27 protein-coding genes are annotated in these 24517 nt (G+C 68.6%); 12 read left to right on the forward strand and 15 right to left on the reverse strand.

Annotation, left to right across the window (positions count from 1 at the left end; genetic code table 11):
• The first annotated feature begins 47 nt into the window (after positions 1–47).
• Positions 48–3221 carry an adenylate/guanylate cyclase domain-containing protein gene (locus tag MSZK_RS28940; RefSeq protein WP_099251966.1) on the forward strand — a complete coding sequence of 1058 codons (3174 nt, stop codon included), beginning with the start codon at positions 48–50 and terminating at the stop codon, positions 3219–3221.
• A gap of 91 nt (positions 3222–3312) precedes the next feature.
• On the opposite strand, the gene MSZK_RS28945 is transcribed toward MSZK_RS28940, so the two are convergent.
• From MSZK_RS28945 to MSZK_RS28965, 5 genes are read right to left on the reverse strand one after another with little or no spacing between them, the layout of a single operon-like run.
• Positions 3313–5928, reverse strand: a complete 2616-nt coding sequence (locus MSZK_RS28945; protein WP_099251967.1) for a LuxR family transcriptional regulator — start codon at positions 5926–5928, stop codon at positions 3313–3315.
• Between the two features lie 21 nt (positions 5929–5949).
• Complete coding sequence (locus MSZK_RS28950) at positions 5950–7212, reverse strand: cytochrome P450 (RefSeq protein WP_099251968.1); 1263 nt, start codon at positions 7210–7212, stop codon at positions 5950–5952.
• 13 nt (positions 7213–7225) lie between these two features.
• A complete protein-coding gene (locus tag MSZK_RS28955; protein WP_199203537.1) occupies positions 7226–8596 on the reverse strand; it encodes an FAD-dependent oxidoreductase in 1371 nt (456 codons plus the stop codon).
• 35 nt (positions 8597–8631) lie between these two features.
• Positions 8632–8847, reverse strand: a complete 216-nt coding sequence (locus tag MSZK_RS28960) for a ferredoxin (protein ID WP_099251970.1) — start codon at positions 8845–8847, stop codon at positions 8632–8634.
• Between the two features lie 58 nt (positions 8848–8905).
• Positions 8906–9286, reverse strand: coding sequence for a heme-binding protein (locus MSZK_RS28965; RefSeq protein ID WP_099251971.1), 381 nt, complete (start codon positions 9284–9286; stop codon positions 8906–8908).
• Positions 9287–9358: 72 nt separating this feature from the next.
• On the opposite strand from MSZK_RS28965, the gene MSZK_RS28970 reads away from it, so the two are divergent.
• Together MSZK_RS28970 and MSZK_RS28975 are read left to right on the forward strand one after the other, a co-directional pair.
• Positions 9359–9622 (forward strand): hypothetical protein, encoded by a 264-nt coding sequence (locus MSZK_RS28970; RefSeq protein ID WP_099251972.1) that lies wholly within the window; start codon positions 9359–9361, stop codon positions 9620–9622.
• Entirely contained in the window at positions 9622–10713 is a 1092-nt protein-coding gene (locus MSZK_RS28975; RefSeq protein WP_099252061.1) for an epoxide hydrolase family protein, read from the forward strand. The genes MSZK_RS28970 and MSZK_RS28975 overlap by 1 nt, the downstream gene beginning before the upstream one ends.
• A gap of 3 nt (positions 10714–10716) precedes the next feature.
• Here the strand turns inward: MSZK_RS28975 and MSZK_RS28980 are convergent, their stop codons facing one another.
• Positions 10717–11367 carry a TetR/AcrR family transcriptional regulator gene (locus MSZK_RS28980; protein WP_099252062.1) on the reverse strand — a complete coding sequence of 217 codons (651 nt, stop codon included), beginning with the start codon at positions 11365–11367 and terminating at the stop codon, positions 10717–10719.
• 49 nt (positions 11368–11416) lie between these two features.
• Between MSZK_RS28980 and MSZK_RS28985 the strand changes: the two genes are divergently transcribed.
• The gene (locus tag MSZK_RS28985) at positions 11417–11863 is read left to right on the forward strand and encodes an ester cyclase (protein WP_099251973.1); all 447 of its coding nucleotides are present in this window, start codon (positions 11417–11419) and stop codon (positions 11861–11863) included.
• Here the strand turns inward: MSZK_RS28985 and MSZK_RS28990 are convergent.
• Together MSZK_RS28990 and MSZK_RS28995 are read right to left on the reverse strand one after the other, a co-directional pair.
• Positions 11860–13413, reverse strand: coding sequence for an aldehyde dehydrogenase family protein (locus tag MSZK_RS28990; protein WP_099251974.1), 1554 nt, complete (start codon positions 13411–13413; stop codon positions 11860–11862). The genes MSZK_RS28985 and MSZK_RS28990 overlap by 4 nt on opposite strands.
• Positions 13410–14654 carry a VOC family protein gene (locus tag MSZK_RS28995; protein WP_099251975.1) on the reverse strand — a complete coding sequence of 415 codons (1245 nt, stop codon included), beginning with the start codon at positions 14652–14654 and terminating at the stop codon, positions 13410–13412. Before MSZK_RS28995 ends, MSZK_RS28990 begins: the two co-directional genes overlap by 4 nt.
• 138 nt (positions 14655–14792) lie before the next feature.
• Here MSZK_RS28995 and MSZK_RS29000 point away from each other — a divergent pair, with 138 nt between their 5' ends.
• The 3 genes from MSZK_RS29000 to MSZK_RS29010 are packed head-to-tail and all read left to right on the forward strand — an operon-like array spanning position 14793 to position 17361.
• Positions 14793–15266 (forward strand): Lrp/AsnC family transcriptional regulator, encoded by a 474-nt coding sequence (locus MSZK_RS29000; protein WP_099251976.1) that lies wholly within the window; start codon positions 14793–14795, stop codon positions 15264–15266.
• Between the two features lie 48 nt (positions 15267–15314).
• On the forward strand, positions 15315–16676 hold the full coding sequence (gene lat, locus MSZK_RS29005; protein ID WP_099251977.1) for an L-lysine 6-transaminase: 1362 nt from the start codon (positions 15315–15317) through the stop codon (positions 16674–16676).
• A gap of 10 nt (positions 16677–16686) precedes the next feature.
• Positions 16687–17361, forward strand: coding sequence for a sensor domain-containing protein (locus MSZK_RS29010; RefSeq protein WP_099251978.1), 675 nt, complete (start codon positions 16687–16689; stop codon positions 17359–17361).
• Between the two features lie 56 nt (positions 17362–17417).
• Here MSZK_RS29010 and MSZK_RS29015 read toward each other — a convergent pair whose 3' ends face one another.
• The 3 genes from MSZK_RS29015 to MSZK_RS29025 form a co-directional block, all read right to left on the reverse strand.
• A complete protein-coding gene (locus MSZK_RS29015; protein ID WP_099251979.1) occupies positions 17418–17657 on the reverse strand; it encodes a CsbD family protein in 240 nt (79 codons plus the stop codon).
• A gap of 16 nt (positions 17658–17673) precedes the next feature.
• The gene (locus tag MSZK_RS33640; protein WP_099251980.1) at positions 17674–17856 is read right to left on the reverse strand and encodes a Rho termination factor N-terminal domain-containing protein; all 183 of its coding nucleotides are present in this window, start codon (positions 17854–17856) and stop codon (positions 17674–17676) included.
• A gap of 80 nt (positions 17857–17936) precedes the next feature.
• Positions 17937–18149 carry a hypothetical protein gene (locus tag MSZK_RS29025; protein WP_099251981.1) on the reverse strand — a complete coding sequence of 71 codons (213 nt, stop codon included), beginning with the start codon at positions 18147–18149 and terminating at the stop codon, positions 17937–17939.
• 65 nt (positions 18150–18214) lie between these two features.
• On the opposite strand from MSZK_RS29025, the gene MSZK_RS29030 reads away from it, so the two are divergent.
• Both MSZK_RS29030 and MSZK_RS29035 read left to right on the forward strand, forming a co-directional pair.
• Positions 18215–19711, forward strand: coding sequence for an FAD-dependent oxidoreductase (locus MSZK_RS29030; RefSeq protein WP_099251982.1), 1497 nt, complete (start codon positions 18215–18217; stop codon positions 19709–19711).
• 94 nt (positions 19712–19805) lie between these two features.
• Positions 19806–21008 carry a glycosyltransferase gene (locus tag MSZK_RS29035; RefSeq protein WP_099251983.1) on the forward strand — a complete coding sequence of 401 codons (1203 nt, stop codon included), beginning with the start codon at positions 19806–19808 and terminating at the stop codon, positions 21006–21008.
• Positions 21009–21057: 49 nt separating this feature from the next.
• On the opposite strand, the gene MSZK_RS29040 is transcribed toward MSZK_RS29035, so the two are convergent.
• Positions 21058–21207 (reverse strand): hypothetical protein, encoded by a 150-nt coding sequence (locus MSZK_RS29040; protein ID WP_371411411.1) that lies wholly within the window; start codon positions 21205–21207, stop codon positions 21058–21060.
• A gap of 206 nt (positions 21208–21413) precedes the next feature.
• On the opposite strand from MSZK_RS29040, the gene MSZK_RS29045 reads away from it, so the two are divergent.
• Both MSZK_RS29045 and MSZK_RS29050 read left to right on the forward strand, forming a co-directional pair.
• On the forward strand, positions 21414–21851 hold the full coding sequence (locus MSZK_RS29045; RefSeq protein ID WP_099251984.1) for an ATP-binding protein: 438 nt from the start codon (positions 21414–21416) through the stop codon (positions 21849–21851).
• On the forward strand, positions 21848–22639 hold the full coding sequence (locus MSZK_RS29050; RefSeq protein ID WP_099251985.1) for an RNA polymerase sigma factor SigF: 792 nt from the start codon (positions 21848–21850) through the stop codon (positions 22637–22639). Before MSZK_RS29045 ends, MSZK_RS29050 begins: the two co-directional genes overlap by 4 nt.
• On the opposite strand, the gene MSZK_RS29055 is transcribed toward MSZK_RS29050, so the two are convergent.
• Entirely contained in the window at positions 22610–23011 is a 402-nt protein-coding gene (locus MSZK_RS29055; protein WP_233211574.1) for an STAS domain-containing protein, read from the reverse strand. The genes MSZK_RS29050 and MSZK_RS29055 overlap by 30 nt on opposite strands.
• 270 nt (positions 23012–23281) lie before the next feature.
• On the opposite strand from MSZK_RS29055, the gene MSZK_RS29060 reads away from it, so the two are divergent.
• Entirely contained in the window at positions 23282–23839 is a 558-nt protein-coding gene (locus tag MSZK_RS29060) for an NTP transferase domain-containing protein (RefSeq protein ID WP_099251987.1), read from the forward strand.
• Here the strand turns inward: MSZK_RS29060 and MSZK_RS29065 are convergent.
• Positions 23823–24149, reverse strand: a complete 327-nt coding sequence (locus MSZK_RS29065; protein ID WP_099251988.1) for a hypothetical protein — start codon at positions 24147–24149, stop codon at positions 23823–23825. The genes MSZK_RS29060 and MSZK_RS29065 overlap by 17 nt on opposite strands.
• Before the next feature lies 1 nt (position 24150).
• Positions 24151–24498 (reverse strand): DUF1707 domain-containing protein, encoded by a 348-nt coding sequence (locus tag MSZK_RS29070; RefSeq protein ID WP_199203531.1) that lies wholly within the window; start codon positions 24496–24498, stop codon positions 24151–24153.
• Between the last annotated feature and the right edge of the window lie 19 nt (positions 24499–24517).

Genomic DNA, 24517 nt, shown 5'->3' on the forward strand with positions numbered 1-24517 from the left:
TGACCAGCAATACCCTTGCCTCACCGCTTCGTGAGGCTGGGGGTGCAGTGACGACGGTGACGCCAAGGTGTCGGTCTTGCGGGACCGAGTCGCCCCACGGCGCCCGGTTCTGCAGTTCGTGCGGCGCCCGGCTGGCGGCGGGAGCCGATGCCGCGGAGTACAAGCACGTGACGGTGCTGTTCGTCGACGTGGAGCGGTCCATGGACCTCGCCGCCGCCCTCGACATCGAGCGGCTGCGCGAGGTGATGACCGAGCTGGTGGAGCGGTCGACGACGGTGTTGCGCCGCTACGGCGGAACCGTCGAGTACAACGGCGACGGTGTGATGGCCCTGTTCGGCGCGCCGGTGGCGCTGGAGGATCACGCGTTCCGCGCGTGCCTGGCGGCCCTCGAGGTCCAGGGTGAGGCGAGCCGGCTCGCCGCCGAGGTCCAGCGGCGCGATGGCATCGATGTGCGTGTGCGGGTCGGCCTGAACTCCGGGCCGGTGATCGCCGGGGCGATCGGGTCGGGCGCGCTGGGTTATCGCGCGACCGGCGAAACCGTGGGCTTCGCCCAGCGGATGGAATCGGTGGCACCGCCGGGCGGGGTGATGCTGTCGGCATCGACCGCCGGCCTGGTCGACGACCTCGTGCTGCTCGGTCCACCGGAACGCGTGCAGATCAAAGGATCCGAGCAACCGGTCCCGGTGCGCCGGCTCTTGGGGATCACCGGCCGCAGCGGCCGCATCCGGCGTCACGAGTCGAGCCTGGTGGGCCGGCGCGCGGAGATGGCCGTCATCGACTCGGCACTCGAGTCCGCCGTCGACGGCCGGGGCGGCATCGTGCATGTCGTGGCGCCGCCCGGGCTCGGGAAATCCCGCGCGGCCCGCGAGGCGGCGGCACTGGCGGCGGCGCGCGGCATGGAGACGATCTGGGTCTTCTGCGAATCGCACGCCCGGGATCTCTCGTTCGGGGCGATCGCGCGGCTGTTGCGGGCGGCCACCGGAGTCTCGGACCTGGACAGCGCGACGGCGCGCGCCCGCGTGCGCAGCGTGGTGGCCGAGGCCGATCCGCAAGACCTGCTGTTGCTCGACGACCTGCTCGGCATCGCCGAGCCCGGAGTTGCCCTGCCTGCGATCGATCCGGGCGCGCGCCGGCGACGGTTGACCGCACTGGTCGGCACGGGCCTGCTGACTGGTGGCGGGCCGGTGCTCGTGATCGTCGAGGACGCCCAGTGGATCGACGCGGTGAGCGAGTCGATGCTCTCCGAGATCGTCACCGCCGTCGCCGAGTCGCCCGCCCTGGTGCTGGTCACCTCGCGCCCCGAATACGATGGCGCGCTGCTTGCGCACAGCTGCGCGAACGCGATACACCTTACGCCCCTTGACGATTCCGAAATCGCCGCACTCCTGGCCGAACTGCTGGGATCGGATCCCGCCCTGGGCGACCTCGCGGCGATCATCGCCGACCGTGCGGCCGGCAACCCGTTCTTCGCCGAGGAGATGGTGCGCGAGCTGTCCCAACGCGGCGTCCTCGCCGGCGAGCGCGGCGACTACCGTTGCCACGGAACCGTTTCCGACATCAGCATTCCGGCCACCGTGCAGGCGGCCATCGCCGCGCGGATCGACCAGCTGGACCCGCAGGCGCGACAGACCTTGCACGCGGCATCGGTGATCGGCGAACGATTCAGCGCCGAGCTTGTCGCGGCGCTGGGCATCGACGTCGACTTCGCCGAGCTGGTGAGCACCGAGTTGATCGATCAGGTGCAACTGTGGCCCGCCGCCGAGTACGCCTTCCACCATCCGCTGATCCGCGCCGTGGCCTACGAGACCCAGCTCAAATCGGGTCGCAGCGGCTGGCATCGGCGCCTGGCCGCGGTGATCGAGGCGGGTGCGCCCGACCTGGTGGAAGAGAACGCGGCACTGATCGCCGGGCACCTCGGCGCGGCCGGCGAGCCCGCGGCGGCCTACGGCTGGCACATGCGCGCGGCGGGCTGGTCGGCCAGGCGAGATATCAGCGCCGCCCGGCTGTGCTGGCAGCGGGCATTCGGTAGCGCCGAGCTCATTGCGGGCGACGGGCCTGCCGAGTTGTCGATGCGGATCGCGCCGCTGACGATGCTGTGCGCCAGCGACTTTCACGCCGGTAACGCCGGCGAGAGCCGCGGTCGGTTCACTCAGCTGCGTGATCTGTGTGATGCGGCCGGCGACAAGGTCTCCCTTGCCATCGGCATGACGGGGCTGGTGACCGAATGCCTCTATGCCGGCAGGTCCGGTGAGGCCGCACGGCTGGCATCCGAGCAGATGGCGCTGCTCGACTCCATCGGTGACCCCACCCTGACCGTCGGGCTGGGATTCGTCGCGTTCGCCAGCTGGTTCACCCAGGGTGAGTTCGGTGAGATCCTGCGGTGGAGCCAGGCGGTCATCGATCTGGCCGCGGGCGATGCCACCATGGGCGCCGGTTTCGGTATGGCGTCACCGCTGTCCGCCGCGCTGGCGTTCCGCGGAGTCGCCCGCTGGTGGGTCGGGCGGCCGGGGTGGCGCGACGATCTGCGCGACGCCCTCGCCATGGCGCAGAACTCCGACCCGGCGACGCTGGCGTTCATTCTCGCCTGGACGTACGCCCTCGAGATCGCCTACGGCGTACTGCTGGCGGACGATTCGGCGATCGCGGCCAGCGAGCAGGCGTTGCACACCGCGCAGCGGACCGGCAACGACAACGCGGTGACCCTGTCGGAGTACGGGTTGGGTATGGCGCTGTTGCATCGCAACAGCAGCGCCGACCGGCGGCGCGGGCTCGAACTCATGGAACGGGCTCTGGTGATGCTGCGCGTACGCACCCCTTCGCTGGTGCCGGTCACCGCGCTGTGGGTGGCCCGAGAGCGGGCGAAAACTGGCAATCGCGACGAGGCCGTCGCGATGATGCGTGACGCTCTCGCCGAACTCACCGACGCCGGACGGCTCGGTTATGTCGTCGCGGGTGTGGCAAATCTCGTCGAGACGTTGGTCGAGCGGGGCGCCGAGGCCGACATGGCCGAAGCCGAGGAGATGATCGACCGGTTGGCGAACCTGCGCGCGCAGGACGTCTCGGCCATCCGGGAGATCACCCTGCTGCGATTGCGTACGCTGCTGGCCCGGGCGCGCGCGGATCCCGCCCTGACCGAGTGGGTAAATCACTATCGGACGATGGCGGAATCGCTGGGCTACGAGGGACATCTCGCCTGGGCTCAGGCGATGTCGCGAGGGTGAGCGCCAACTCCAGCCTGGTCCCCCCAGCCGGCCGGAGTTAGCGCTCAGGGGAATCATCACAGCCACGCGCCCCGAATGCTGCAGTAGTGCACTACTGCATCTGCCCGAACGGACGGGCCACCAAGGCCGCCAGCTCGTCGCGGCTGGTGGTGCCGGTCTTGTTCATGGCCCGCAGAACATGACTCTCGATGGTGCGCACCGACAGCGTCAGACGTTCGGCGATCGCTCGGTTGGCCAATCCCTGGCCGATCAGCATCGCGATCTCCCGCTCGCGTTCGGTCAACGGCAGGGGCTCGGCGGCTTGCCGCAGAGCGGGAGTGACCAGGCCGCACCGCAGCGCCAACGCCTCGGCCCGGGTCGAGCAGCTCAGCGCCGACCCGCGTTGGTTGTGGCGCCGGTAGACCAGTGCGGCGTGCGCCGCGGCGTCGACTGCGGCGATCGGATCGCCGATTACCTCGAAGCCGTCGGACACCGCAGCCAGTTCGTCGGCGTCGCCGTCGCGCAGGGCCGCGGCGAACCGGGCCGCCAGGCCGACCCGCGGTCCCTCCACGAGGGATTCCAGCTCGGCCAATCTCGCTGCCCGGGTGCGATCCCCGAACTGGGTGGCCGTCTGCAGACACAGCACCTCGGCTGCGAATTGACCGTCGCCGGCAGCGCGTTCGGCAGCGGACAGACATCCCGCCACCGCCTCGCTGATCGCGCCCTGGCCGGCGGCCACCCACGCGCGAGCCAGACTCCGCTCGTAGTCGAGTGACCGGAACGGCCGCCGGACACTGTCGAGTTCGGCGAGCACGGCGGCCGCCGCGTCGGCATCGCCGTGCATCGCGAGCGCGGTCACCAGTGGGACGCTGTAGCGAAACGCCCATCCCATCGCGTGGCCGGCGGCGGACAGTCCGACGGTGGCGTGCCGGAGTAGTCGACACGCCGCGTCGAGTCGTCCCGCACCGAGCTCGGCGCGGCCGGTCACCGCGCCGCCCAGCAATTGCGCTTCGCCGGGAAGATCGGCGGCTTGTCGTCCGACGTCCTGCGCCACTGCGGTGGCGTCCCGCACCCGGCCGGCGAGCAGCAATGCCGTCAGGTGGGCGTCGGCGATGTTGAACCGCATCTGAGGGGCGTCGAATCGGCGGGTCGCGGCCAGGTAACCGGACTCGGCGCGGGCCTCCGCTTCGCCGGTCTGGCCGGCCTCGCCCGAGATCGCGGTCAGCGCCCACCCGATCTCGGCGCCGACGACCGGGGGCAACTCGGCGAGGTCCAGTCCGCGCGCGGACTGCCCGGCGGCTCGGGGATTGTCGGTGGCGAAGTGATACACCGCGGCGAAGGCGTCCAGGTAGGTACGCGCAGCCGGCGGGGCGACACCGGACGCCTCGTCGAGGATCTGCTTGGCGCGCTGCGGATCGCCCAGTGCCCAGAGCATGTTGCTGGCGCGCAGGAAGGCCAGGCGCGCCAGGTCGTCCTCGGAGAGGTCACCGGCGGCCACCTCGGTGAGGACGGCATCGGCCTCCTGGCCGCGAGACAGCCAGGACAGGGCATGTGCGCGAACAAAATTCGGCTCCGGGCCGGCGCCCGCAGCGACCGCCGCCTCGGCAAGGCGATCGGCGAGGCGCAGGTCTGCCAGCCAGACTGCGCCGTGCGCAGCCTGCACGAGCAGATCCATGTCGGGCGGTAGATCGGACTCGATGCTCAACGCCGCCTGCTTGACCACACTCCGGATGTCGCTGCGGTCAACGGATCGGGCCAGCTCGGCCGCGACCAGTCCCCGCAACCGGCGTAACCGGGTCACTGACGCGCGGCGGCGGCGCACCTCGCTGTACATCGGATGGGCCACCCGGACGTGCACTGTGCCGCCGGCGGGTTCGAGTGTGACCAGCCCGCGGGTCTCCGCCTCCTCGATCGCGGCGGGATCGGCGATGTGCATGAGGGTGTCCAGATCGATCGGCTCGGCGACGGCGAGGATGTCGATCACGTCGCCGACCGGCATCGCCAGCGTGCCGATCCGCGATTCGACCAATCCCACCAGGTCGGCGGGCAGCGCCGGGTCGCCGCTCCAGTGCCAGGTGTCGCGTCGCTGGGTGAGCCGGCCGTCGGTGACCTCCTGCTCGACGATGTTGCGCAGGTACAGCGCATTACCACCGGTCAGCTGCCAAAGCCGTTGGGAAGAGGCCGGTTCGATGGATCCGTTGAGAGTCGCCGACAACACCGCGGTGGTCTCGTCCGGCGTCAGCGGCGCAAGCTCGAGACGGTCGAATCGGCCGGCAGTCCAGATCTCCTGCAGCGCGGGCGGAATCGGCTCGCCGTCCCGGACGGTGAGCAACACCGTGGCCACGTTCCGTTGCACGAGCTGATGGACGACGAAGATGGACAGCTCGTCGAGTAGGTGGGCATCGTCGACGGCCAGCACGACCCGCGCACCGGGGGCGGCCAGGGAATCGAGCACCCCCCGGATCAGCTGGACGGTCTCGGACGCGCCGGGCCGGGTCCAGGCGGTGAAGGCACCCAACGGAATCGAGCGCGCCGAGGACGCCCCCACGACCCACCGGATCTCGAACCCCCGCGACGTGGCGAAACTCAAGGCCTCGCGGGCGATTCTGGTCTTACCGACACCCGCCGCGCCCGACACGACAACGCCGGCCACGTCCGGTGCCGCGATCGCGGACTCGATCGCCTTCATCTGCCCGGTGCGGCCGATCAGAGGCCACGACAACCGCATTCTGAAAATCGTAGCGGTGCGCTAGTCGTCGATCGAGGCAAAATCGACCCACAGATGCCGCGGCCCGCGGAACACCTGATTGTGCCGGTACGGTGGCGGGTCGACGACGAGCCGGGGGGAGCGGACGCGGCGCAGGAAGATCTCCAGGGCGATGTTGATCTCCAGTCGCGCAAGCGGCCCGCCGAAGCAGGTGTGGATGCCGCTGCCGAAACCGAGGTGCTCGTTGTCCTCGCGCAGCGGATCGAACCGGTCCGGGTTCTCGAATCGGCGGGGGTCGCGATTGGCCGCCGCCCACACCAGAAACACCGCCGATCCGGCCGGGATGCGCGTTCCGCCGATCTCGATGTCCGCGGTGGCCCACCGGCTCGGGAAGAACTGCACCGCCCCCTGCAGTCGCTGCACCTCTTCGATGGTCCGCGGGATCAGGTCGGGGTTGTTGGCCACCAGGTCCCACGCCCCCTGGTTGCGCAATAGGGTCATCACGCAGTTGCTGATGGTGTTCACCGTCGAGTCGTGGCCGGCGACCAACAGCAGCATAGCGTTGGACTCTGCCACCGGTTTCGACACCGGGCCGTCGGGACCGTCGTCGTGCAATGCCGCCGACAACAGACCCGGCTGCGGTTCACGGCTCAGGCGGTCGACGAGATCGTGGACGTAGGAACCCAATTCGGCCATGCTCGCGGCGGCCTTGGCGGCGGCGGCCCGTCCCTCTTCGGTGTGCGCCTCGGGTCCCACGTCGGCGCCCTGCATGAAATCGGTGACGAGTGCGTGGAATTTCGGCTCGTCGGCCATCGGCGCACCCAGCACCCGGAAGATCACCGACACCGGGATCGGGTAGGAGAAGTCCTCGACGACGTCCATCCGAGTTCCACCGCGCGCCTTGACCTTGTCGAGCAGTCCGTTGGCCAGGTCGGCGACCATGGCGGCCATGTTCGGAATCAGATCGGGGGTGTGCGGCGGGCCGAAATGCCGCATGAACTGCCTACGCATCCGGTCGTGCTCGGGCGGGTCGGAGACGAGCATGCTCAAGTCACGCGCCTGGGCGGTTTCCGTCTCGTCGAGTTGGGTGAGCTTCTCGCCGAACAGACCCGACGGGCTGCGGCTGATGTCGGAGCTGATCCGCGGGTCATGCGACAGCGCAACCGCTTCCGGATAGCCGGTGACCACGTAGGTGTGCTCCGAAACCTTGGCGACCGGTGTCTTGCGCAGTTCTTCGAAATAGGGGTACGGGTTCGGGCGGTTCTCGAATTTCATCGCCTCTGCCCAGGCGGTTGCGGCATCCATGCGGGGGCCTTCCTCAGCCGCGCGGCCGGAACTCGGCGCTGCGCTCGGTCGGGTTGTGTCCGGTGAGTATCACGTCGGGGTTGCCGGCGGGCTCACGCGGATCGGGGAACCGGGCGGGCACCACCTCGGCATCCACCGGCCGGTCGTAACCCGGCGGCGGCGGGGGGAACGGCGCCGACTTCTCGATCAAAGACGCGTAGTACGGCAGCCACTTGCCATGGTTGAAGGTGACGGCGCCGACGATGCGACCCCGCTTGCCGTAGGCGGCGGCGAACCGCCGTTCGGACGGGGACCCCTGGGTGAAGACGATCTGGTCGCCGTAGGAGCACACCCCGACGCTTTTGATGTTGACCCCGAACTGCCCCGACCAGAATGACGGCAGCGGTAGGTGCGGCACCCGGCCGACTTCCAGGTTGATCATGTTGTTGGCGGCCACCTGGGCGCCGAAAACAGCGTTGTCCCAATGCTCTTGGGACATGAACTCGTAGTCGTAGAGCACATGCGGGGCTCTGGCGACGTCGCCGGCGACAAAGATGTGGTCGGTGACGACGCCGTTGATGTCGAATGCTCGGCAGCCGGCGTCGCAGCCGACGCCCCACTGCCCGGCGGCCAGGCCGGCTCCCTCGAGCCATTCCACGTTGCGAATCGAGCCCAACGAGGCGACCACCACGTCGACGTCGAGAACCGTACCGTCGGACAGGTGTGCGCGACGGACCTTGCCGCCGTCGCCCTCCAGTGACTCGACGGCGACGCCGGTGCGCAGGTCTACCCCGGCATCGCGCATCATGCCTGCCGCGATCTCACTGATCACGCCGCCCAGGGCGCCCATCAGCGGTCCTCTGCCGCGTTCGGCCACGGTCACCGGCAGGTCCAGATCCCGGCACACCGAGGCGATTTCAGAGCCGACGAAGCCCGAGCCCACCACCAGAACACGCCGGGGGCGAGCCTTCAGCGCGGCGGCCAGGCCGGCAGCGTCCTCCACCGTTCGCACGGTGAACACGCCGTGCAGCGCCCCCTCGGCCGGGTTCGGCCAGGGCCGGGCCCGGGTTCCGGTGGCGATCAGCAGCCGGTCGTATTCGACGTCTTCTCCGTTGGCCAGTTTGACCACGTGGTTGAGCCGGTCGAGGCTGACCGCGGCCACCCCGAGCTTCCAGGTGGCGTCCACCCGTCGCAGCCGCGGCAGCTTGGTGTGGTCGGCCGGCACCCAGCCCTTGAGCACCTGCTTGGACAGCGGCGGACGATCGTAGGGCTCGTGCGGTTCGTCACCGATGATGGTCAGTGATCCGTTGAACCCCTTCTCCCGCAATGCCTCCGCCGCACGCAGACCGGCCAGCGAAGCACCCACGATGGCGATCCTGCCCTCGGCGCGGAACTTGCGGACCACCTCGTCGAGCGAGTACGTCCCGCTTCCCCCGGCGGTCACAGGGTGTCCCGGTCGGCGGGCGGATCGATCTCCAGGATGATCGCCTGCACCGGGCAGGACGCCGCCGCACGCAATACCTGCTGGCGTTGCGACTCGTCCGGGTTGGGGTTGTAGGCCAAGGCTTCCTCGCCCACGAGCTGGAGCACCTCCGGTGCCAATGGCACGCACTGGGCGTAGCCCTGGCACTTGTTGAGATCGACCACGAGCCGCATGAGCGCAGACATTAGACCCGCGTGAAGCGCCAAGGGGCGCTTTACGTTGACGGGTCGGTTAAATGACGCCGGCTATTTCCGCCTTCAACGGGATGTTGCAGCGGTTGCGCAGGTCGACCCCGGGCTGGCGGATGGCGGCGAGCTCGTCGCGCACCTGGGGGTTGTCGGCGAGGTACGCCTGCGTGCGCTGCTTGGCGTCGGCCTTCGACAGCCCCTGCAGACCGGTCAGGAAGTCGTTGACGTCGGGATGGGTGAACAGATACGTCGTCATCGACGCCGAGACACCGGTCATCACCGCGGTCACGTCGCCTGCGGTGCAGCCCGGAATCGGGTCCGCGTTCGCGGCCGTCGTCACGCCGAGCGCGATGCCGCCGGTGACGAGGCCCACCGCGACGGTGCGACCGACAAGACGACCGAGAAAACGACGTGCAGACGTCATGCTGCTCCTAAGTTCTGGGGTGCTGGGAAGTCTAGCTGGGTACGATTGCGCAAACCGACGTAAAGGACAGCTATGCCACGGATACGCCAGTTGCTGCTAGTGCCCGCCCTCGGGATCGGCGTTGTGGCCGCGGTGCTGTCCGCGCCCATCGCCGCTGCCGACGACCAGCCGAATCCGTCGCCGCTGCCGCAGTGCGAAACGTTCGACGGCAGTTCGGTCGCGGGCGGGCAGACCACCGAGTGCGAGACTCCCGGCAACGTCCAGCTGAACTCGACGCCGCAGCAGTACCCCGGCGAGGAGGGCTTCTACGGGTTCCCGGCCTTCGGATTCTGGTGATCCGGCCGTTCCGTATCGCGGTACCCGACGAGGCCGTGACCGATCTGCGTGACCGGCTCGCCCGTACCCGGTGGCCCGATCGGGAGTGCGTCGACGACTGGAGCCAGGGCATTCCGCTGGATTACACCCGCGATCTCGCCACCTACTGGGCCGACGAGTACGACTGGCGGCAGCGCGAAGCCGCGCTCAACCGGTTCGATCAGTACGTCACCGAGATCGACGGCGTGAACCTTCATTTCATCCATCAGCGCTCGTCGAACCCCGATGCGCTCCCGCTGGTGATCACCCACGGCTGGCCCGGGTCGGTGGTCGAGTTCAGCAAGGTGATCGAGCCGCTGACGCAGGATTTCCACGTGGTGTGCCCGTCGCTGCCGGGCTACGGATTCTCCGGCAAGCCGACCTCCACCGGCTGGGGGATCGAGAAGATCGCCCTCGCCTGGGACGCGCTGATGTCGCGGCTGGGCTATCAGCGGTACGGCGCCCAGGGCGGCGACTGGGGTGCGGCGGTGACCACCCAGATCGGCCGCAACGGCGGTAACTGCATCGGTATCCACACCAACATGCCGGTGGCCTTCCCGAGTGGCCCGCTCACCGATCCCACCCAGGAGGAGAAGGACGCACTGGCCGCCGGCGAGTACTACGCGAACTGGGATTCGGGCTACTCCAAGCAGCAGTCCACCCGGCCCCAGACGCTTGGTTACGGGTTGGCCGATTCCCCGGTCGGCCAGCTGGCCTGGATCATGGAGAAGTTCTGGGCGTGGACCGACTGCGACGGGCATCCGGAGAACGTGCTCAGCCGGGACGAACTGCTGGACAACGTGATGATCTATTGGGTCACGAATTCCGCGACGTCGTCGGCGCGGCTGTACTGGGAGAGCTTCCGCTTCTTCGGGGCGCAGGGCAGGGTGGAGCTTCCCACCGGGATCGCGCGGTTCCCGAAGGAGATCATGCGGCCGCCACGCAGCTGGTGCGAGAACGCCTACAACGTCACCCGCTGGACGGACATGCCGCGCGGCGGGCATTTCGGGGCGTTCGAGCAGCCGGAGTTGTACGTCGAGGACGTGCGGGCGTTCTTCGCCACGCTGCGCTGAGGTTCAGCGCCGCTGCGCGGCCTCGGCGAGTGCGGCCGGGATGCCCGGCACCCGTGCGATGGCGTCCAGCAGGGCATGGGCTCCTGAGTCGGCCATGTGGTCGGCATCCACCGACGGGTCGAGCACCCGCTGGCGGCACAGCTCGAAGGTGAACGCCAGCCAGGCGTAGACGATGACCCGCAGGTCACGCTCGACCTTGGAGTCCAGGTCGCCGCGTACCACGTCGGTGATCGCGGCCATGATCCGCTGCATCTGACGCTCGTTGTCCACGTCGTCGATGCCCCGCAGCACCGGATCGGTGCGGCCCATCCCGATGTAGGCGGCCCACGCGCCGTGCGGATGCTCCTCGTCGTAGCGGATGTAGGCCGCCACGCCGGCGCGCAGCCGCTCGAACAGGGTGGCGCCGTCGGCCGCGGGGGTGTTGGTGGCGTCGAACAGGCGCTCGCTCTCGGCCCGCACCACCGCGGCGAAGAACGCCCGCTTGTCGGGAAAGTAGTGGTACATCAGCGCTCGGGAGACTCCGGCGCGCTCGGCGATCTCGTCGATGCGGACCTCGTCGTAGGGGCGCTGGCCGAACACCTCGGCGCCCAGGGCGAGCAGCTCGCTGCGCCGGTCGTCGGGCGACAGGCGGCGGCGGGCGGGCGGTACCGGCATGCGGACATACTGACACAGGTACAACAGGCCAAGCCGCGGGGAGGAACCGATGATCACCGACGAATTATGCCGGCGCCGGCTCGACGTCATCAAAGAACACATGGACACCGAGGTGACCAAGGAATTCGACCGCACCCTGTCCACCTTCAACGGCCACCCTCGGTACGAGATCATCCCGACCAAGCAGGTCTTCGACGGTGATGACGAGGTGATGACCTACTACCTGACCACGCGCACCGCGTTCCCCGACCAGCGCCACGAGAACGCCCGCTTTCACGTCACCGATGACGCGGTGATCGTCGAGTTCGATCTGCTGGGAACCAATCTCGGCGAGTTCTACGGGCTGCCGCCGACCGGTAAGTCGTTCCGGGTACCGGTCATCGCCGTGTTCTCGTTCGACGGTGACCGAATCACCAACGAACGCATCTACTTCGACGCCGCGACACTGGTCAACCAGATCGGCCGTGGCGAGCTACTGAGCCTGCTGGGCAATTAGCCGAAGTGCACGCCCTGGGCCAGGGGCAGCTCCGAGGAATAGTTGACCGTGTTGGTGGCCCGGCGCATATAGGCCTTCCACGAGTCGGAGCCCGATTCCCGGCCGCCGCCGGTCTGCTTCTCGCCGCCGAACGCCCCGCCGATCTCCGCGCCGGAGGTGCCGATGTTGACGTTGGCGATCCCGCAGTCGGATCCGTCGGCAGCCAGGAAACGCTCGGCCTCGCGAACGTCGGTGGTGAAGATCGCCGACGAGAGTCCCTGCGGCACGGCATTGTTCACCGAAATTGCCTCGTCCAGCGTGTCGTAGGTCAGCACGTAGAGGATGGGCGCGAACGTCTCGTGATGCACGATCTCGGTCTGCGCGGGCATCCGGACCACGGCAGGTTCGACGTAGAAGGCCTCGGTGGCATCGTCACCGCCGACGGGCTGGCGCGCACCGCCGATGACTTCTCCGCCGTCGGCGCGTGCCTGCTCCAGGGCGCCGACCATGTCGCGGTAGGCGGTCTCGTGGATCAGCGGTCCGACGAGCGTGCCCTCGGCTGCCGGATCGCCGATCGGCAGGGTGCGGTAGGCCGCGGTGATCCGTTCGACCAGCGCGTCGGCCACCGAGGTGTGCACGATGAGGCGCCGCAGGGTGGTGCAGCGCTGGCCCGCCGTGCCGGCCGCCGAGAAGACGATGGCCCGCACGGCCAGATCGAGATCGGCAGAGGGGGTTACGACGGCGGCGTTGTTGCCGCCGAGTTCCAGGAGCACGCGGCCGAACCGCTGTGCGACACGGGGACCGACCTCGCGGCCCATTCGCACCGAACCGGTGGCCGACACCAGCGCCACCCGGGGATCGTCGACCAGGGCTTCGCCGACCTCGCGGCCGCCGAGCACCAGCCGGCTCACCGCGGCCGGCGCACCGACGTCGGCGGCGGCCCGTTCGATCAGCGCCTGGCAGGCGATCGCAGTCAGCGGCGTGAGCTCGGACGGCTTCCACACCACCGTGTCACCACACACCAGGGCTACCGCGGCATTCCACGCCCAGACCGCCACCGGGAAGTTGAACGCGGTCACCACGCCGACGACGCCGAGCGGATGCCAGGTTTCCATCAACCGGTGTCCGGGGCGTTCGGAGGCGATGGTGCGCCCGTAGAGCTGGCGGGACAGTCCGACGGCGAACTCGCAGATGTCGATCATCTCCTGGACCTCGCCGAGGGCCTCGGAGGTGATCTTGCCCGCCTCGACGGTCACCAGCGTGGCCAGATCGGCCTTGTGTTCGCGCAGCAGCTCCCCGAGGCGGGCGATCAGCTGCCCACGGACCGGAGCCGGGGTGGTGCGCCAACCGGAAAACGCCTGCGCTGCTTCGGCAATCGCGGACTGCGTCTGCTCGGCGGTGGTCTCGGCGACGGTGAACAGGATGTCACCGGTCACCGGCGTGCTGGCCTGCAGACCGTGCCCACCCGGCTCGGCGAGCTCGGTGCGGGCGCCGATGGCCTCGAACGAGCGGCGAACGGCCGTGCGCAGATCCGCGGCGGTGGGCAGCGAGGTGACGGTGGTGGTGCTCATGCGGGGGCCTCCTGGGCGATCGCGTCGTAGAGGTCGTAGGGGTCGTGGATTTCGCGGCCGAGGGTGCCGGCCATCCACTCGATGTCGTAGCCGGATTCGTCTGGGACGGCAGCGGCCTCGGTGTCGGCGTCGAGGTTGGACCGGAAGATCCCGGCCGCCGACGCCGGGAGGAAGTCCTCGTACACCACCGGAGCCGACGGGTCGCCGCGGTGGTAGTACGCCAAGCCCTGCGAGGCCATCTCGTCGTCGGAGTCGGGGAAGTAGTCACCCCACACCCGGCCCGGATCGGCGCTTGCCATCGCGGCGTCGTAGCGTTCGCGGCCCTTGCGGGTCAGCGCGACACCTCGGGCCTCCACCTCGCCGAAACGCACCCGCAGCGTGCCGTCGGTGATGCTGCCGTCGGCCTCGCGGAATCGGCGCGGCTCGGCGAGCGCGCGAAACGAGGTCTGGCGCAACAGCACATCGGGGCCGTCCCAGCGGGGTGGGCCCTGAATCGCGTCGATCATCGTGACGCCGCGTTCGCTCATCCGCCGGTACAGGTCATCGATGTCGAGGACGCGGGGGGTGAGGTGATTGATGTGGGTGGTCGGCACTCCCGCGATGTCGGCGGCGACGGCCGAGACCGCGGTCAGCTCCGCGTACCAGGCCCGGTCCACCGGCTCACGCGACAGCGCGAACGCCGCCACAGCGCGCGACACGAAGTCCACCGCGGTCTCGGCGTCACAGCCGCCTTCGACCGCGATCCGGCGGGCGTCGGCGATCAGTGCGGGGTCGAACAGTGTTCTGCTGCTCAAGCATTCATCGACTCGGCGGCGCAGGTCGGCGTCGAAGAACCGGCCGTCGCGGGTGGCCAGCATGGACGTGAACACCCGAAAGGGGTTGTGCGCCAGTTCTGCGGCGGTCACCGGCCGGAATGCGGTGGACACCACGGGTACCGGGGAGGCGGCCTCGCGCAGATCGTAGTAACCCACCGGGTGCATGCCGAAGGCGGCGAAAAGGTCTGCGACATCGGTCAATTCGACCGGCGTGCCGACGCGGATCGCGCCGTGACGTTCGGCGGTGACCCGCTCGATCGATCCCAGTCGCTGGGCGTGCGGATGGGCGGCGACGTAGTCGCGGTTGACTGCCTCGCTGACCTCGACCAGCGTGGTGTAAGCCGGTACCTCGGAGCCGTACATCGCCGACAGTGCGGCGGCGAATCGGGCGCGTAGCTGCCAGGTCGGCACCTCAGGTGTGCTCATGGCGCACCGCCTGTTTCCCGGGTCGCTGCGCTCCTGCCCGCCGCTCCCATTCCCCGGGTCGCTGCGCTCCTGCCCTCCGCTCCCATTCCCCGGGTCGCTGCGCTCCTGCCCTCCGCTCCACTGGGATAGTCTGCGCCGATGGCGGACAGCGCAGAGGCGACGCACGGTCTGGACGAGATCGATCGCACCCTGGTGCGGGAGCTCGTCGCCGACGGCAGGGCCACACTGGCCGAACTGGCCGCCGCCACCGGTCTGTCGGTGTCGGCAGTGCAGTCGAGGGTGCGACGCCTGGAATCGCGTGGGGTCGTGACCGGGTACAGCGCCCGGGTGGACCCCGAAGCGTTCGGGCACATGCTGTCGGCGTTCGTGGCGATCACCCCTCTCGATCCTTCCCAACCTGATGATGCCCCCGCCCGGCTGGAACACATCGCCGAGATCGAGGCGTGCTATTCGGTGGCCGGCGAGGAGAGCTACGTCCTGTTCGTGCGCGTCGTGTCACCGCCGGCGTTGGAAGGCCTGCTGCAACAGATTCGGACCGCGGCGAACGTGCGGACCCGAAGCACGATCATTCTAAACACATTTTACAGCGATCGCGTATATCTGCCGGAATAGTTCGTGCTGAATGGCGAACCATCGTAAAAATTACGATAGGATCGCCCAATGACGGAACTCTTGTCCCGAGATGACCAGCTGGCGCCCGCGCTTTCCGGTGAGCGCGGGGCCATCGAGCCTGCGAACGTCCGCACCGTGCTGGCCCGCAGCATCCTGGCCGACGGTCTCGATCTGGTCCTGGACCTGCAGCGATCGTCGGGCTCGTGGCTCGTCGACGCCCGCGACGGCAGGCGCTACCTCGACATGTTCACGTTCTTCGCCTCGTCGGCGCTGGGGATGAACCATCCGGCGCTCGCGCACGACGCGCAGTTTCGTGCCGAGCTGGTCGAGGCCGCGATCAACAAGCCGTCCAACTCCGACGTCTACACCGTGCCGATGGCGCGGTTCGTCGACACCTTCGCCCGTGTGCTCGGCGATCCCGCGCTGCCGCACCTGTTCTTCGTCGACGGCGGCGCGCTGGCCGTGGAGAACGCGTGCAAGGTCGCTTTCGACTGGAAGAGCCGGTTCAACGAGGCGCGCGGGATCGACCCCGCGCTGGGTGGCCGGGTCCTGCATCTGCGCGGCGCGTTCCACGGGCGCAGCGGCTACACCTTGTCGCTGACCAACACCGATCCGGTCAAGGTGGCCCGGTTCCCCAAGTTCGACTGGCCGCGGATCGACGCCCCCTATCTGCGCGCGGGAGCCGACATGGACGCGCTGGAGGCCGAGGCGCTGCGCCAGGCCCGGGCGGCGTTCGACGCTCACCCCCACGACATCGCCTGCTTCCTGGCCGAACCCATCCAGGGAGAGGGCGGGGACCGGCACTTCCGCCCGCAGTTCTTCGCGGCGATGCGCGAGTTGTGCGACTCCTACGACGCGTTGATGATCGCCGACGAGGTCCAGACCGGCTGCGGTATCACCGGCACGGCCTGGGCCTACCAGCAGCTCGGCTTCACCCCCGACGTCGTCGCGTTCGGTAAGAAGACGCAGGTCTGCGGGGTCATGGCGGGCCGGCGGGTAGACGACGTCGCCGACAACGTCTTCGCTGTCAGCTCCCGGATCAACTCGACCTGGGGCGGCAACCTCGTCGACATGGTGCGGTCGCGACGGATCCTGGAGGTCATCGAGGCCGACGACCTGTTCGGCAACGCGGCCCAGATGGGGGCCTACCTCCTCGCCGGGCTCGGCGACCTCGCCGGGCAGTTCCCCGGCCTGATCGGTGACGTCCGAGGGCGTGGGTTGATGTGCGCATTCAGCCTGCCCGGCACGGAACGCCGCGACGCCGTCCTGAGTGCCCTGTGGGAGCGCGGCGTGATCATGCTCGGCAGTGGTCCGGACAGCGTGCGGTTCCGCCCGGCGCTGACCGTGACACGCGCGGAGCTGGATCGCGCGCTGACCGCATTGAGGGAGGTATTGCTCGCGGCGGTCTAGCATTCGGGACATGCGCTTGCCCGCGATCCTCGGTGCGGCGGCGGTGGTGCTCGCCGGGTGCGCGCAGACCGTCGCCGGCAGCGCGGTGTCGAATCCGACCGAGGGGATCACCCCGCTGCGTGCCGACGATGTCGACCAGGTGCTGGTCAGCCCCGAGCAGCTGCGCGAGATCGTCGGGGTGAAATTGCAGACCGACGCCGACCAGACCCGGCCCATCCCCGGATCGTCGGCGGTGCCCGCTTGCTCCGCGCTCGACGCCGCCGGGATGGCCGCCTTCTTGGGCGACAAGTGGCTGGGCCTGCATGTGATGTTGTTCACCGACGGCGACCGGCATGACCACGTGGTGGCCGAGGCCGTCGCCATCTACCCCGAGGCCAGTCTGGCGTCGGCGCAGTTCGACACCGGCACGAAGAGCGCCAAAGCTTGTGACGGCCAGCGGGCGTTGAGTGCCGGCGGGGATGCCGCCTGGAAATTCACCGTTCCCGAGATCAGCGCCGACACCGTGCGCTGGAGCAAGCAGCAGATCGGCATCCCGTTCGACTGGACCTGTTATGCGGAGGCCAGGCTGCGCAACAACGTGATCGTTCAGGCGATGGCCTGTCAGGGCGACGACGGCGGTCAGTCCACTGTGACGGCGATGACAGACGAGATGTCGGCGAGCGTGTGGGAATTGTCCGGGCGCTGACCGTCATCGACGACAAAAGCCCAGCGCATGCGCTGGGCTTCTGTCGTCGACCGGTGCTACTGGTGGGCTTTCTGACGCTCCTCGGCGGCCTTGGCGCCCGCGCGGGCGGCTTCCGCCTCGGCTTCCTTCTTCGCAGCATCACGCTGGGCATCGGCCTTGTCCTGCTGGGCCTTACCTTCGTTGACCAAGTCGTTGCGGCCGGCCACCGTGCCGATCGCTTCCTTGGCCTTGCCCTTGACGTCCTCGACGACGCCCTTGATGGCTTCTTCCGGTCCGCTGTTGCGGTCGTCAGACATTCAAACTTCCCTTCCGTCAATAACTACGGATCAGTGCGATGAGATTTTCCTTGCTCAGCCCGGAATATCCCGAAATCCCAAGCTGCTTAGCCCTTTTCTTGAGCTCGGCGACGGTCCAGCCTTCGTAGGCGCAGGACCGACTGGGTCGAAAGAACCGGATGTCATCGACATCGGATCGTGCCGCGGCGGCGCTCGACATCTCCTACCCCCTTTGCTGAGGTTCCGTTTCCCCGCAGGGTCCTGTACCCAGCGGGACTGTCGGGCCAAACATGGGCCTGACTAGCGAATGTCGTCTTGATCGGGATCGTCGACGACCTGGCGTTGTTCCTGCCAATCTGATTCGTTGCTCTCCAGCGGTACGGGGCCGTCACCGGCCGATACCTGCTGCACGGCGTCGGTGCCGTCGTCGTCAGCCGATTCGGTGACGAGCCGGTTTTGCTCGACCGCATCGGCGACGGGCACATCGTCGGGGAATGAGTCGCGCGAGTTCATTTCGTCCAATTTACCGCGTGTTGGGGGATCGGTTTCGGTGTGGTGGGTGTGGGTATCGGCGTGGCATGACGTCGTTGTGGCTCGACCAGGACCAAGCCGAAATTTACGCTGGCGCAACCGATACGGTGCCGGACGCCGAGGTGATCGTCGTCGGCGCCGGCATCGTCGGGCTGGTGACGGCCGTTCTGCTGGCCCGCGGCGGCAAGCGCGTCGTGGTGGTCGAGGCCCGCACCCCCGGTGCGGTGACCACCGGCAATACCACGGCGAAAGTCAGCCTGCTGCAAGGCAAGCGGCTCTCGACGATTGCCCAGCGGCATTCGCTCGAGCTGGTCGAGCAGTATGTGGAGGGAAACCGCGAAGGGCAGGGGTGGCTGGCGCACTACTGCACCGAGCATGGCGTCGACCTCCAGTATGAAGACGCCTACAGTTACGCCCAGACCGAGCGCGGCCTGCCCACTGCGCGAGCCGAATTCGACGCCGCGCAGGCCGTGGGGCTGGGCGTGGAGTGGGCCGACCGGCTGGACGTGCCCTTCGAATTCCGCGGTGGTGTGCGCCTGGCCCAGCAGATTCAGTTCGATCCGATGCCGTTTCTGGTTGCGTTGATCGCCGAACTGCGCGATCGCGGTGGCCGGCTGGTGACGGGCCTGCGAGTCCACTCGGCCTCCACCGCTGGCGGGCGGGTACGACTGAAACTTCGCGCAGCCGACGACGCCGAGCAGATCGCGGCGGCCGACCACTGTGTCCTGGCGACCGGCTCGCCGATCCTGGACCGCGGTGGCTTCTTCGCCCGCCTGCATCCCAGCCGCTCCTACTGCGTGGCGTTCGACGTGCCCGCCGCCCTGCCGCGGCCGATGATGCTGTCGGTGGACCAGCCCACCCGGTCGGTGCGCTATGCACCGATCGGTGACGGCGAACGGTTGATCGTCGGCGGGGGAGGGCACACCGTCGGCCGCAAGGACAGCGCGCGCACCTCCTACGACGAACTGGTCGGCTGGACCAAACGACATTTCCCGGGCGCACAGCCCACCCATTACTGGTCGGCGCAGGACTACGTGCCGATCGACGAACTGCCCTACGTCGGCCCCCTGCTTCCCGGCAGCGACCACTTCCTGGTGGCGACCGGATTCGCGAAATGGGGCATGACCAACGGCGTCGCCGCCGCGCTACTGCTGGCCAAGCACCTCCTCGGCGGAGAGCAGGCCCGCTGGGCGCCGGCATTCGCCAGTTGGAGTCCGCATGAGCTCTCCGGCCTGACCACGGCGCTCAGGATCAACCTCGAGGTCGGCTGGCACCTGGCCGCCGGGTGGGCCACCCCGGTCGCACACCGCGACGGCGTCCTGCGTGAGGGAGCCGGATCGGTGAGTGGACCGCCGTGGCGCATGATGGCCCGCAGTGTGGTGGACGGCGTCGAACAGTGCGTCTCGCCGGTGTGCACCCACTTGGGCGGGGTGTTGGCGTGGAACGACGCGGAGAAGTCCTGGGATTGTCCCCTGCACGGTTCGCGATTCGGGCCCGACGGAGCGGTCCTGGAGGGGCCCGCGGTCCGCGATCTGTCGCGTTGAGCGCGGCGCGGTCAACGTTTGGGGGCCCGATCGTCGGGTACCACCAGCACGTGGGGTAGCCCGCCGAGGAGAGGTAAAGCCGACGAAGATCGCGATGATTTCCGAACACGCAAGTCCGTTGGTGCACGACGGCTTGCCCGCCGAAACCCAGAGTGCCATGGTGGCCGGGTTGTCCGCGGCCCTGGCTCGGCTCGGCCACGAGGTCGTCGTCTACACCCGACGGGATACCCCTGACGGGCCGGACCAGGTCACCGTTGCTCCCGGCTACACCGTGGTGCATGTGCCGGCCGGACCGGCTCGACAACTGAATGATGACGAGTTACTGTGCTGCACAGGCGAATTCGCGGACTTCCTGGATTCTGCGTGGGAGATCGACCCGCCGGACGTGGCGCACGGGTACCTCTGGTTGTCAGGTCTGGCAACCCATCTCGCGGCGCGCGCCCATGACGTAGCCACAGTGCAGACCTTTCGCACGCTCGGAGCGGTCGAACACCGCCACGGCGTGCACGAGGCGAACCTCGAGGTCCGGTTGAAACTGGAGACCCTGGTGGCCAGGCAGGCCTCCTGGGTCGTTGCGACGAGCACGGACGAACTCTCGGACCTGATCGCGCTGGGGCGATCCCGTTCCCGGAGTTCGGTGATTCCGTGCGGGGTCGACGTCGACGTGTTCTCCACCGAGGGTCCGATTGCCGAGCGAGGCGCCCGGCATCGCCTGCTTGCCGTCGGAAAAATACTGCCTCGCAACGGCTTCGACACGATGATCGAGGCGTTGCCCGCCATTCCGGACGCCGAGTATGTAATCGTCGGAGGCGTCATGGACGGAAACTTCGGCGCGGATCCGGAGGTGCGGCGGCTGCGCGGGCTGGCCGACGATCTGGGAGTGTCGGACCGGGTGGTGTTCGTCGGCGCGGTCGCCCATACCGACATGCCGGCGATGCTGCGATCCGCCGACGTGGTGACCAGTACGCCCGCCTATGAGTCGTTTGGCCTGGTTTCGCTGGAGGCGATGGCCTGCGGGATACCGGTCGTCGCTTCGGCGGTCGGGGGCATGCTGGACACGGTCGTCGACGACGTCACCGGGCGCCTGGTGCCTCCGCATCGGCCCAGGGAGTGCGCCGAGGCGGTGACGGGGATTCTGCGCGACTCTTTTCGGCGGCGCAGCCTCGGGCTCGCCGGACGGGATCGGGCCTGCGCTCGCTATACCTGGGACCGCGTCGGCGCCGACACGAGCCGGATCTACGACCGGCTGGCCGCAACGCAAGACGAAAAACGGCATCTGGCAACCCAATCCGCTTAGACCCCGCCTGGAAATGGCCGGCCGGATGTGGCGAGATTCACACATGGCGTCAATCCGGCGGAATCGCCAGATCTTTGATGCGCTGCAGCGTGTGTTCGTCGGTCAGCAACGCGCCATGCGTGTCGTAGTAGGAGAAACCCTTGCCGCGGCGAACCCGCCGCAGACCGGGGCCGTCGACCGAGCTGCGCCGCAGTCTCACGGCGCACCGAACAAGTATTTGCGGCAAGCAGGTTTGGCGCGGGGCGCAGGGTGGGTATGAAGGGGCCACCATGACGACGACTTCCTGGGCCTTGCTGCGCGTGCGACCGGTGAGTTCACGCGCATCGGATACCCGGCCGACCCGGTCTGCACACGACCGTGGTTAGCGTGTGGAGTAAGGTCGGGTCGACATTGCCAGGAGGCCAGATGAATGATGCTGAAAGCCGAGGTAGCGCCGCACAACGGGGTGCCGGCGCTGTCGAATTGAGGGTTGCTGCCAGGTTGGAGAACCTTGCCGTTCTGCGCACCGTGGTCGGCGCGGTCGGCACGTTCCAAGACCTGGATTTCGACGCCGTCGCAGATTTGCGACTGGCCGTCGACGAGGCCTGCACCCGACTGATCCGCTCGGCGTCGCCGGACGCGACGCTGGTGGTCATCGTCGATGCGCACGACGACGTCGTCGTCGTGGAGGCCTCCACCACCTGCGACACCTCCGACGTGGTCACGCCGGGCAGCTTCAGCTGGCACGTGTTGAGCTCGTTGACCGACGATGTGCAGACGTTCCACGACGGTCACGACTCCGGTGGCGACGGCCAGGTTTTCGGCATCACCCTGACCACGAGGCGGGCGGTCTCCGGGCGGTGACTTCCCGAGCCACGGACAGTTCGCCGCGACGGACGAACTCGGAGTATGCCGACGTCCCGGACATGTTCCGGGAGTTGGCGAAACTCGACCCCGACTCCCCGGAGCGCCAGCGGCACCGCGACCGCATCGTCGAGCGGTGTCTTCCGCTGGCCGACCACATCGCGCGGCGCTTCGACGGTCGCGGTGAACCCCGCGACGACCTGGTGCAGGTGGCCCGCGTCGGCCTGGTGAACGCGGTCATCCGCTACGACGTCGAGACCGGCTCGGATTTCGTGTCGTTCGCGGTGCCGACGATCATGGGCGAAGTCCGCAGGCACTTCCGCGACAACAGCTGGTCGGTCAAGGTCCCGCGTCGGCTCAAAGAACTCCACCTGCGCCTAGGCGCGGCGACGTCGGAACTGTCCCAGCGGCTGGGGCGCGCGCCGACCGCCTCCGAGCTGGCCGAGGAACTCGGAATGGATCGTGAAGAGGTCGTCGAGGGCCTGGTGGCCGGCAGCTCGTACAACACGCTGTCGATCGACAGCGGTGGCGGCGGCAGCGACGAGGACGCTCCGGCGATCGTCGACACGCTCGGCGACGTGGACCTGAGCCTGGATCAGATCGAGAACCGCGAAGCGCTGCGCCCGCTGCTCGAATCACTGCCGGAACGCGAGCGCACCGTGCTGCTGCTGCGGTTCTTCGAGTCGCTCACCCAGACTCAGATCGCCGAGCGGGTGGGCATCTCCCAGATGCACGTCTCGCGCCTGCTGGCCAAGTCGCTAGCTCGGCTCCGCGACCAACTGGAGTGACCGGCGCGGCTCGCCGTCGAGCAGCTCGCTCGCCTCGGCGATCGAGGCGGCGACGGGCAGCGTATGGTCCGGGTCGCACACCCGCAGCAGCCGGGATACGGCTTCGCCGGTCACCAGCGCCCATCGGGACGAGGCGTTGGCGCACCGGACGTTGATGGTGTGCAGGGCCGAGAAGCCCGCGGTGCCGAAGAATCTCAGTGCGCTGAGATCCAGGATCAAGCGCGAGCCGGCGACGGCGCATTCCTCGACATGGTCGGCGAAGGCGGCGGCATTGGACGCGTCCAGTTCACCCTGGACGGTGATGATCCCGACGGTGTCGTCGGACCAACGTGTGATGAAGCGTGCGGTGTGGCAATCACGAGAAAGCGACACAGCCGAACGCCTGGACTGATCTGTACCTGTGACAGACATAGTGACTCCATCAGTGAACGACTATTCGTACTGTGGATCACGCCAAGTGGGGAGACCCGTAAAGTGCGGGAGCAAGCGCCTCGCACGTCATTGACTCTTTGACGTAGTTCCGGGCGGCTGTGAACTCAACCTGACCTGAACACTACGCCACCTGCGCGGCCCCGGCGCAACTGTTGCGGCGGTTCTCATCATCTTCAGAAGACTCGCGGCTGCGCCCGGCACACTGTGGGTATGGCTACCCGCGACCACAGTGCCGGCGTGCTGCTGGCCGCGGGTGCTGGAACCCGCTACGGAATGCCCAAAGCCCTTGCCGCGCAAGGGCAGTGGTTGGCTTCGGCGGTGGCGGCGTTGTCCGGTGGTGGCTGCGACGACGTGGTGGTGGTGCTCGGCGCGGCGGTGGTCGACGTCCCGGCCCCGGCCCGCGCGGTGATCGCCGAGGACTGGCAACAGGGGATGAGTGCCTCACTGCGCACCGGTCTGGCGGCGGCCGGCGACGCCGATTACGTCGTCGTGCTCACCGTCGACACCCCCGACATCGGTGCCGCCGTGGTCGATCGGGTGCTGCGGGCGGCACGCTCCTCGCCGTCCGGGATCGCCCGGGCCGGCTACGCCGGCCGGCCGGGCCATCCGGTCGTCGTGGCCCGCCGGCATTGGCCGGCCCTGCTCGAGACCCTGCGCGGCGACGAGGGCGCCCGCCGTTTCCTGGCCGCCCGTCCCGACGTGGTGTCCGTCGATTGCGCCGACCTGGCCGGTGGGCGCGACATCGATACGCCTACACCGTCAGATTGAGCGCCGCCGCGGCGAAGCGACGCACCGCGGTGGCCGCCACGACAGCGGCGTCGTCGTGGCCCGGCCTGGCCCGCGTGGCCAACGTCGCCGCCGTCGGGTCGATGGTCACCTCCGCCAGCAGTTCCCCGGTCGTCGGCTCGCAGACCGCCCAGGAGTAGCCCGTCTCGGCTGCCCACTGCGCCGACCGGATGCTCACATACTCCGGATCGGTCTCACCGAGGTCGGCCAAGGCCGGGCGGTCGTCGATCCGGTCATCGGCCCGCAGGGCGCGCAGATACCAAGTGCCGGCGTTGATTTCGACCGGATCCATGTCAGCGCCGGCCGTACAAGACGATGCCCAGTACCGGCAGCGCCAGCCAGGCCAGCCACCCGTGCGGCACCAGGATGGTGAAACCCAGTGCCACCAGCGGGACCAGCGCCATCACGATCGCTCGCCAATCCCGCGTGCGTTCGATGTCCCAGCCGGTGGCGTTCTGCGGAGGTTTGACCGGCAGATCGGCGAACACCGGGTCGAGGTCGGCGCGGGTCACCGCGGCCGCGACGGCCGCGCTGCGCTCGGAGAACTCGTCGGGATTCAGCCGACCCTCGGCGAACTGCCTGCTGAGCAAATCCATCGCCCGCTCACGTTCGGCAGTGCCGATCCGCACGTCGTCACTCACGCCATCCATCATGGCCGAT

The sequence above is a fragment of the Mycobacterium sp. shizuoka-1 genome, from assembly GCF_002723835.1.
Taxonomy (GTDB): domain Bacteria; phylum Actinomycetota; class Actinomycetes; order Mycobacteriales; family Mycobacteriaceae; genus Mycobacterium.

Coding starts and splice junctions, on each gene's coding strand:
- MSZK_RS28945 (WP_099251967.1), bottom strand. CDS start 5,928: ATGCGGTTGTCGTGGCCTCTGATCGGCCGCACCGGGCAGATGAAGGCG.
- MSZK_RS28950 (WP_099251968.1), bottom strand. CDS start 7,212: ATGGATGCCGCAACCGCCTGGGCAGAGGCGATGAAATTCGAGAACCGC.
- MSZK_RS28960 (WP_099251970.1), bottom strand. CDS start 8,847: ATGCGGCTCGTGGTCGATCTCAACAAGTGCCAGGGCTACGCCCAGTGC.
- MSZK_RS28965 (WP_099251971.1), bottom strand. CDS start 9,286: ATGACGTCTGCACGTCGTTTTCTCGGTCGTCTTGTCGGTCGCACCGTC.
- MSZK_RS28970 (WP_099251972.1), top strand. CDS start 9,359: ATGCCACGGATACGCCAGTTGCTGCTAGTGCCCGCCCTCGGGATCGGC.
- MSZK_RS28980 (WP_099252062.1), bottom strand. CDS start 11,367: ATGCCGGTACCGCCCGCCCGCCGCCGCCTGTCGCCCGACGACCGGCGC.
- MSZK_RS28985 (WP_099251973.1), top strand. CDS start 11,417: ATGATCACCGACGAATTATGCCGGCGCCGGCTCGACGTCATCAAAGAA.
- MSZK_RS28990 (WP_099251974.1), bottom strand. CDS start 13,413: ATGAGCACCACCACCGTCACCTCGCTGCCCACCGCCGCGGATCTGCGC.
- MSZK_RS28995 (WP_099251975.1), bottom strand. CDS start 14,654: ATGAGCACACCTGAGGTGCCGACCTGGCAGCTACGCGCCCGATTCGCC.
- MSZK_RS29000 (WP_099251976.1), top strand. CDS start 14,793: ATGGCGGACAGCGCAGAGGCGACGCACGGTCTGGACGAGATCGATCGC.
- lat (WP_099251977.1), top strand. CDS start 15,315: ATGACGGAACTCTTGTCCCGAGATGACCAGCTGGCGCCCGCGCTTTCC.
- MSZK_RS29010 (WP_099251978.1), top strand. CDS start 16,687: ATGCGCTTGCCCGCGATCCTCGGTGCGGCGGCGGTGGTGCTCGCCGGG.
- MSZK_RS29015 (WP_099251979.1), bottom strand. CDS start 17,657: ATGTCTGACGACCGCAACAGCGGACCGGAAGAAGCCATCAAGGGCGTC.
- MSZK_RS33640 (WP_099251980.1), bottom strand. CDS start 17,856: ATGTCGAGCGCCGCCGCGGCACGATCCGATGTCGATGACATCCGGTTC.
- MSZK_RS29025 (WP_099251981.1), bottom strand. CDS start 18,149: ATGAACTCGCGCGACTCATTCCCCGACGATGTGCCCGTCGCCGATGCG.
- MSZK_RS29030 (WP_099251982.1), top strand. CDS start 18,215: ATGACGTCGTTGTGGCTCGACCAGGACCAAGCCGAAATTTACGCTGGC.
- MSZK_RS29035 (WP_099251983.1), top strand. CDS start 19,806: ATGATTTCCGAACACGCAAGTCCGTTGGTGCACGACGGCTTGCCCGCC.
- MSZK_RS29045 (WP_099251984.1), top strand. CDS start 21,414: ATGAATGATGCTGAAAGCCGAGGTAGCGCCGCACAACGGGGTGCCGGC.
- MSZK_RS29060 (WP_099251987.1), top strand. CDS start 23,282: ATGGCTACCCGCGACCACAGTGCCGGCGTGCTGCTGGCCGCGGGTGCT.
- MSZK_RS29065 (WP_099251988.1), bottom strand. CDS start 24,149: ATGGATCCGGTCGAAATCAACGCCGGCACTTGGTATCTGCGCGCCCTG.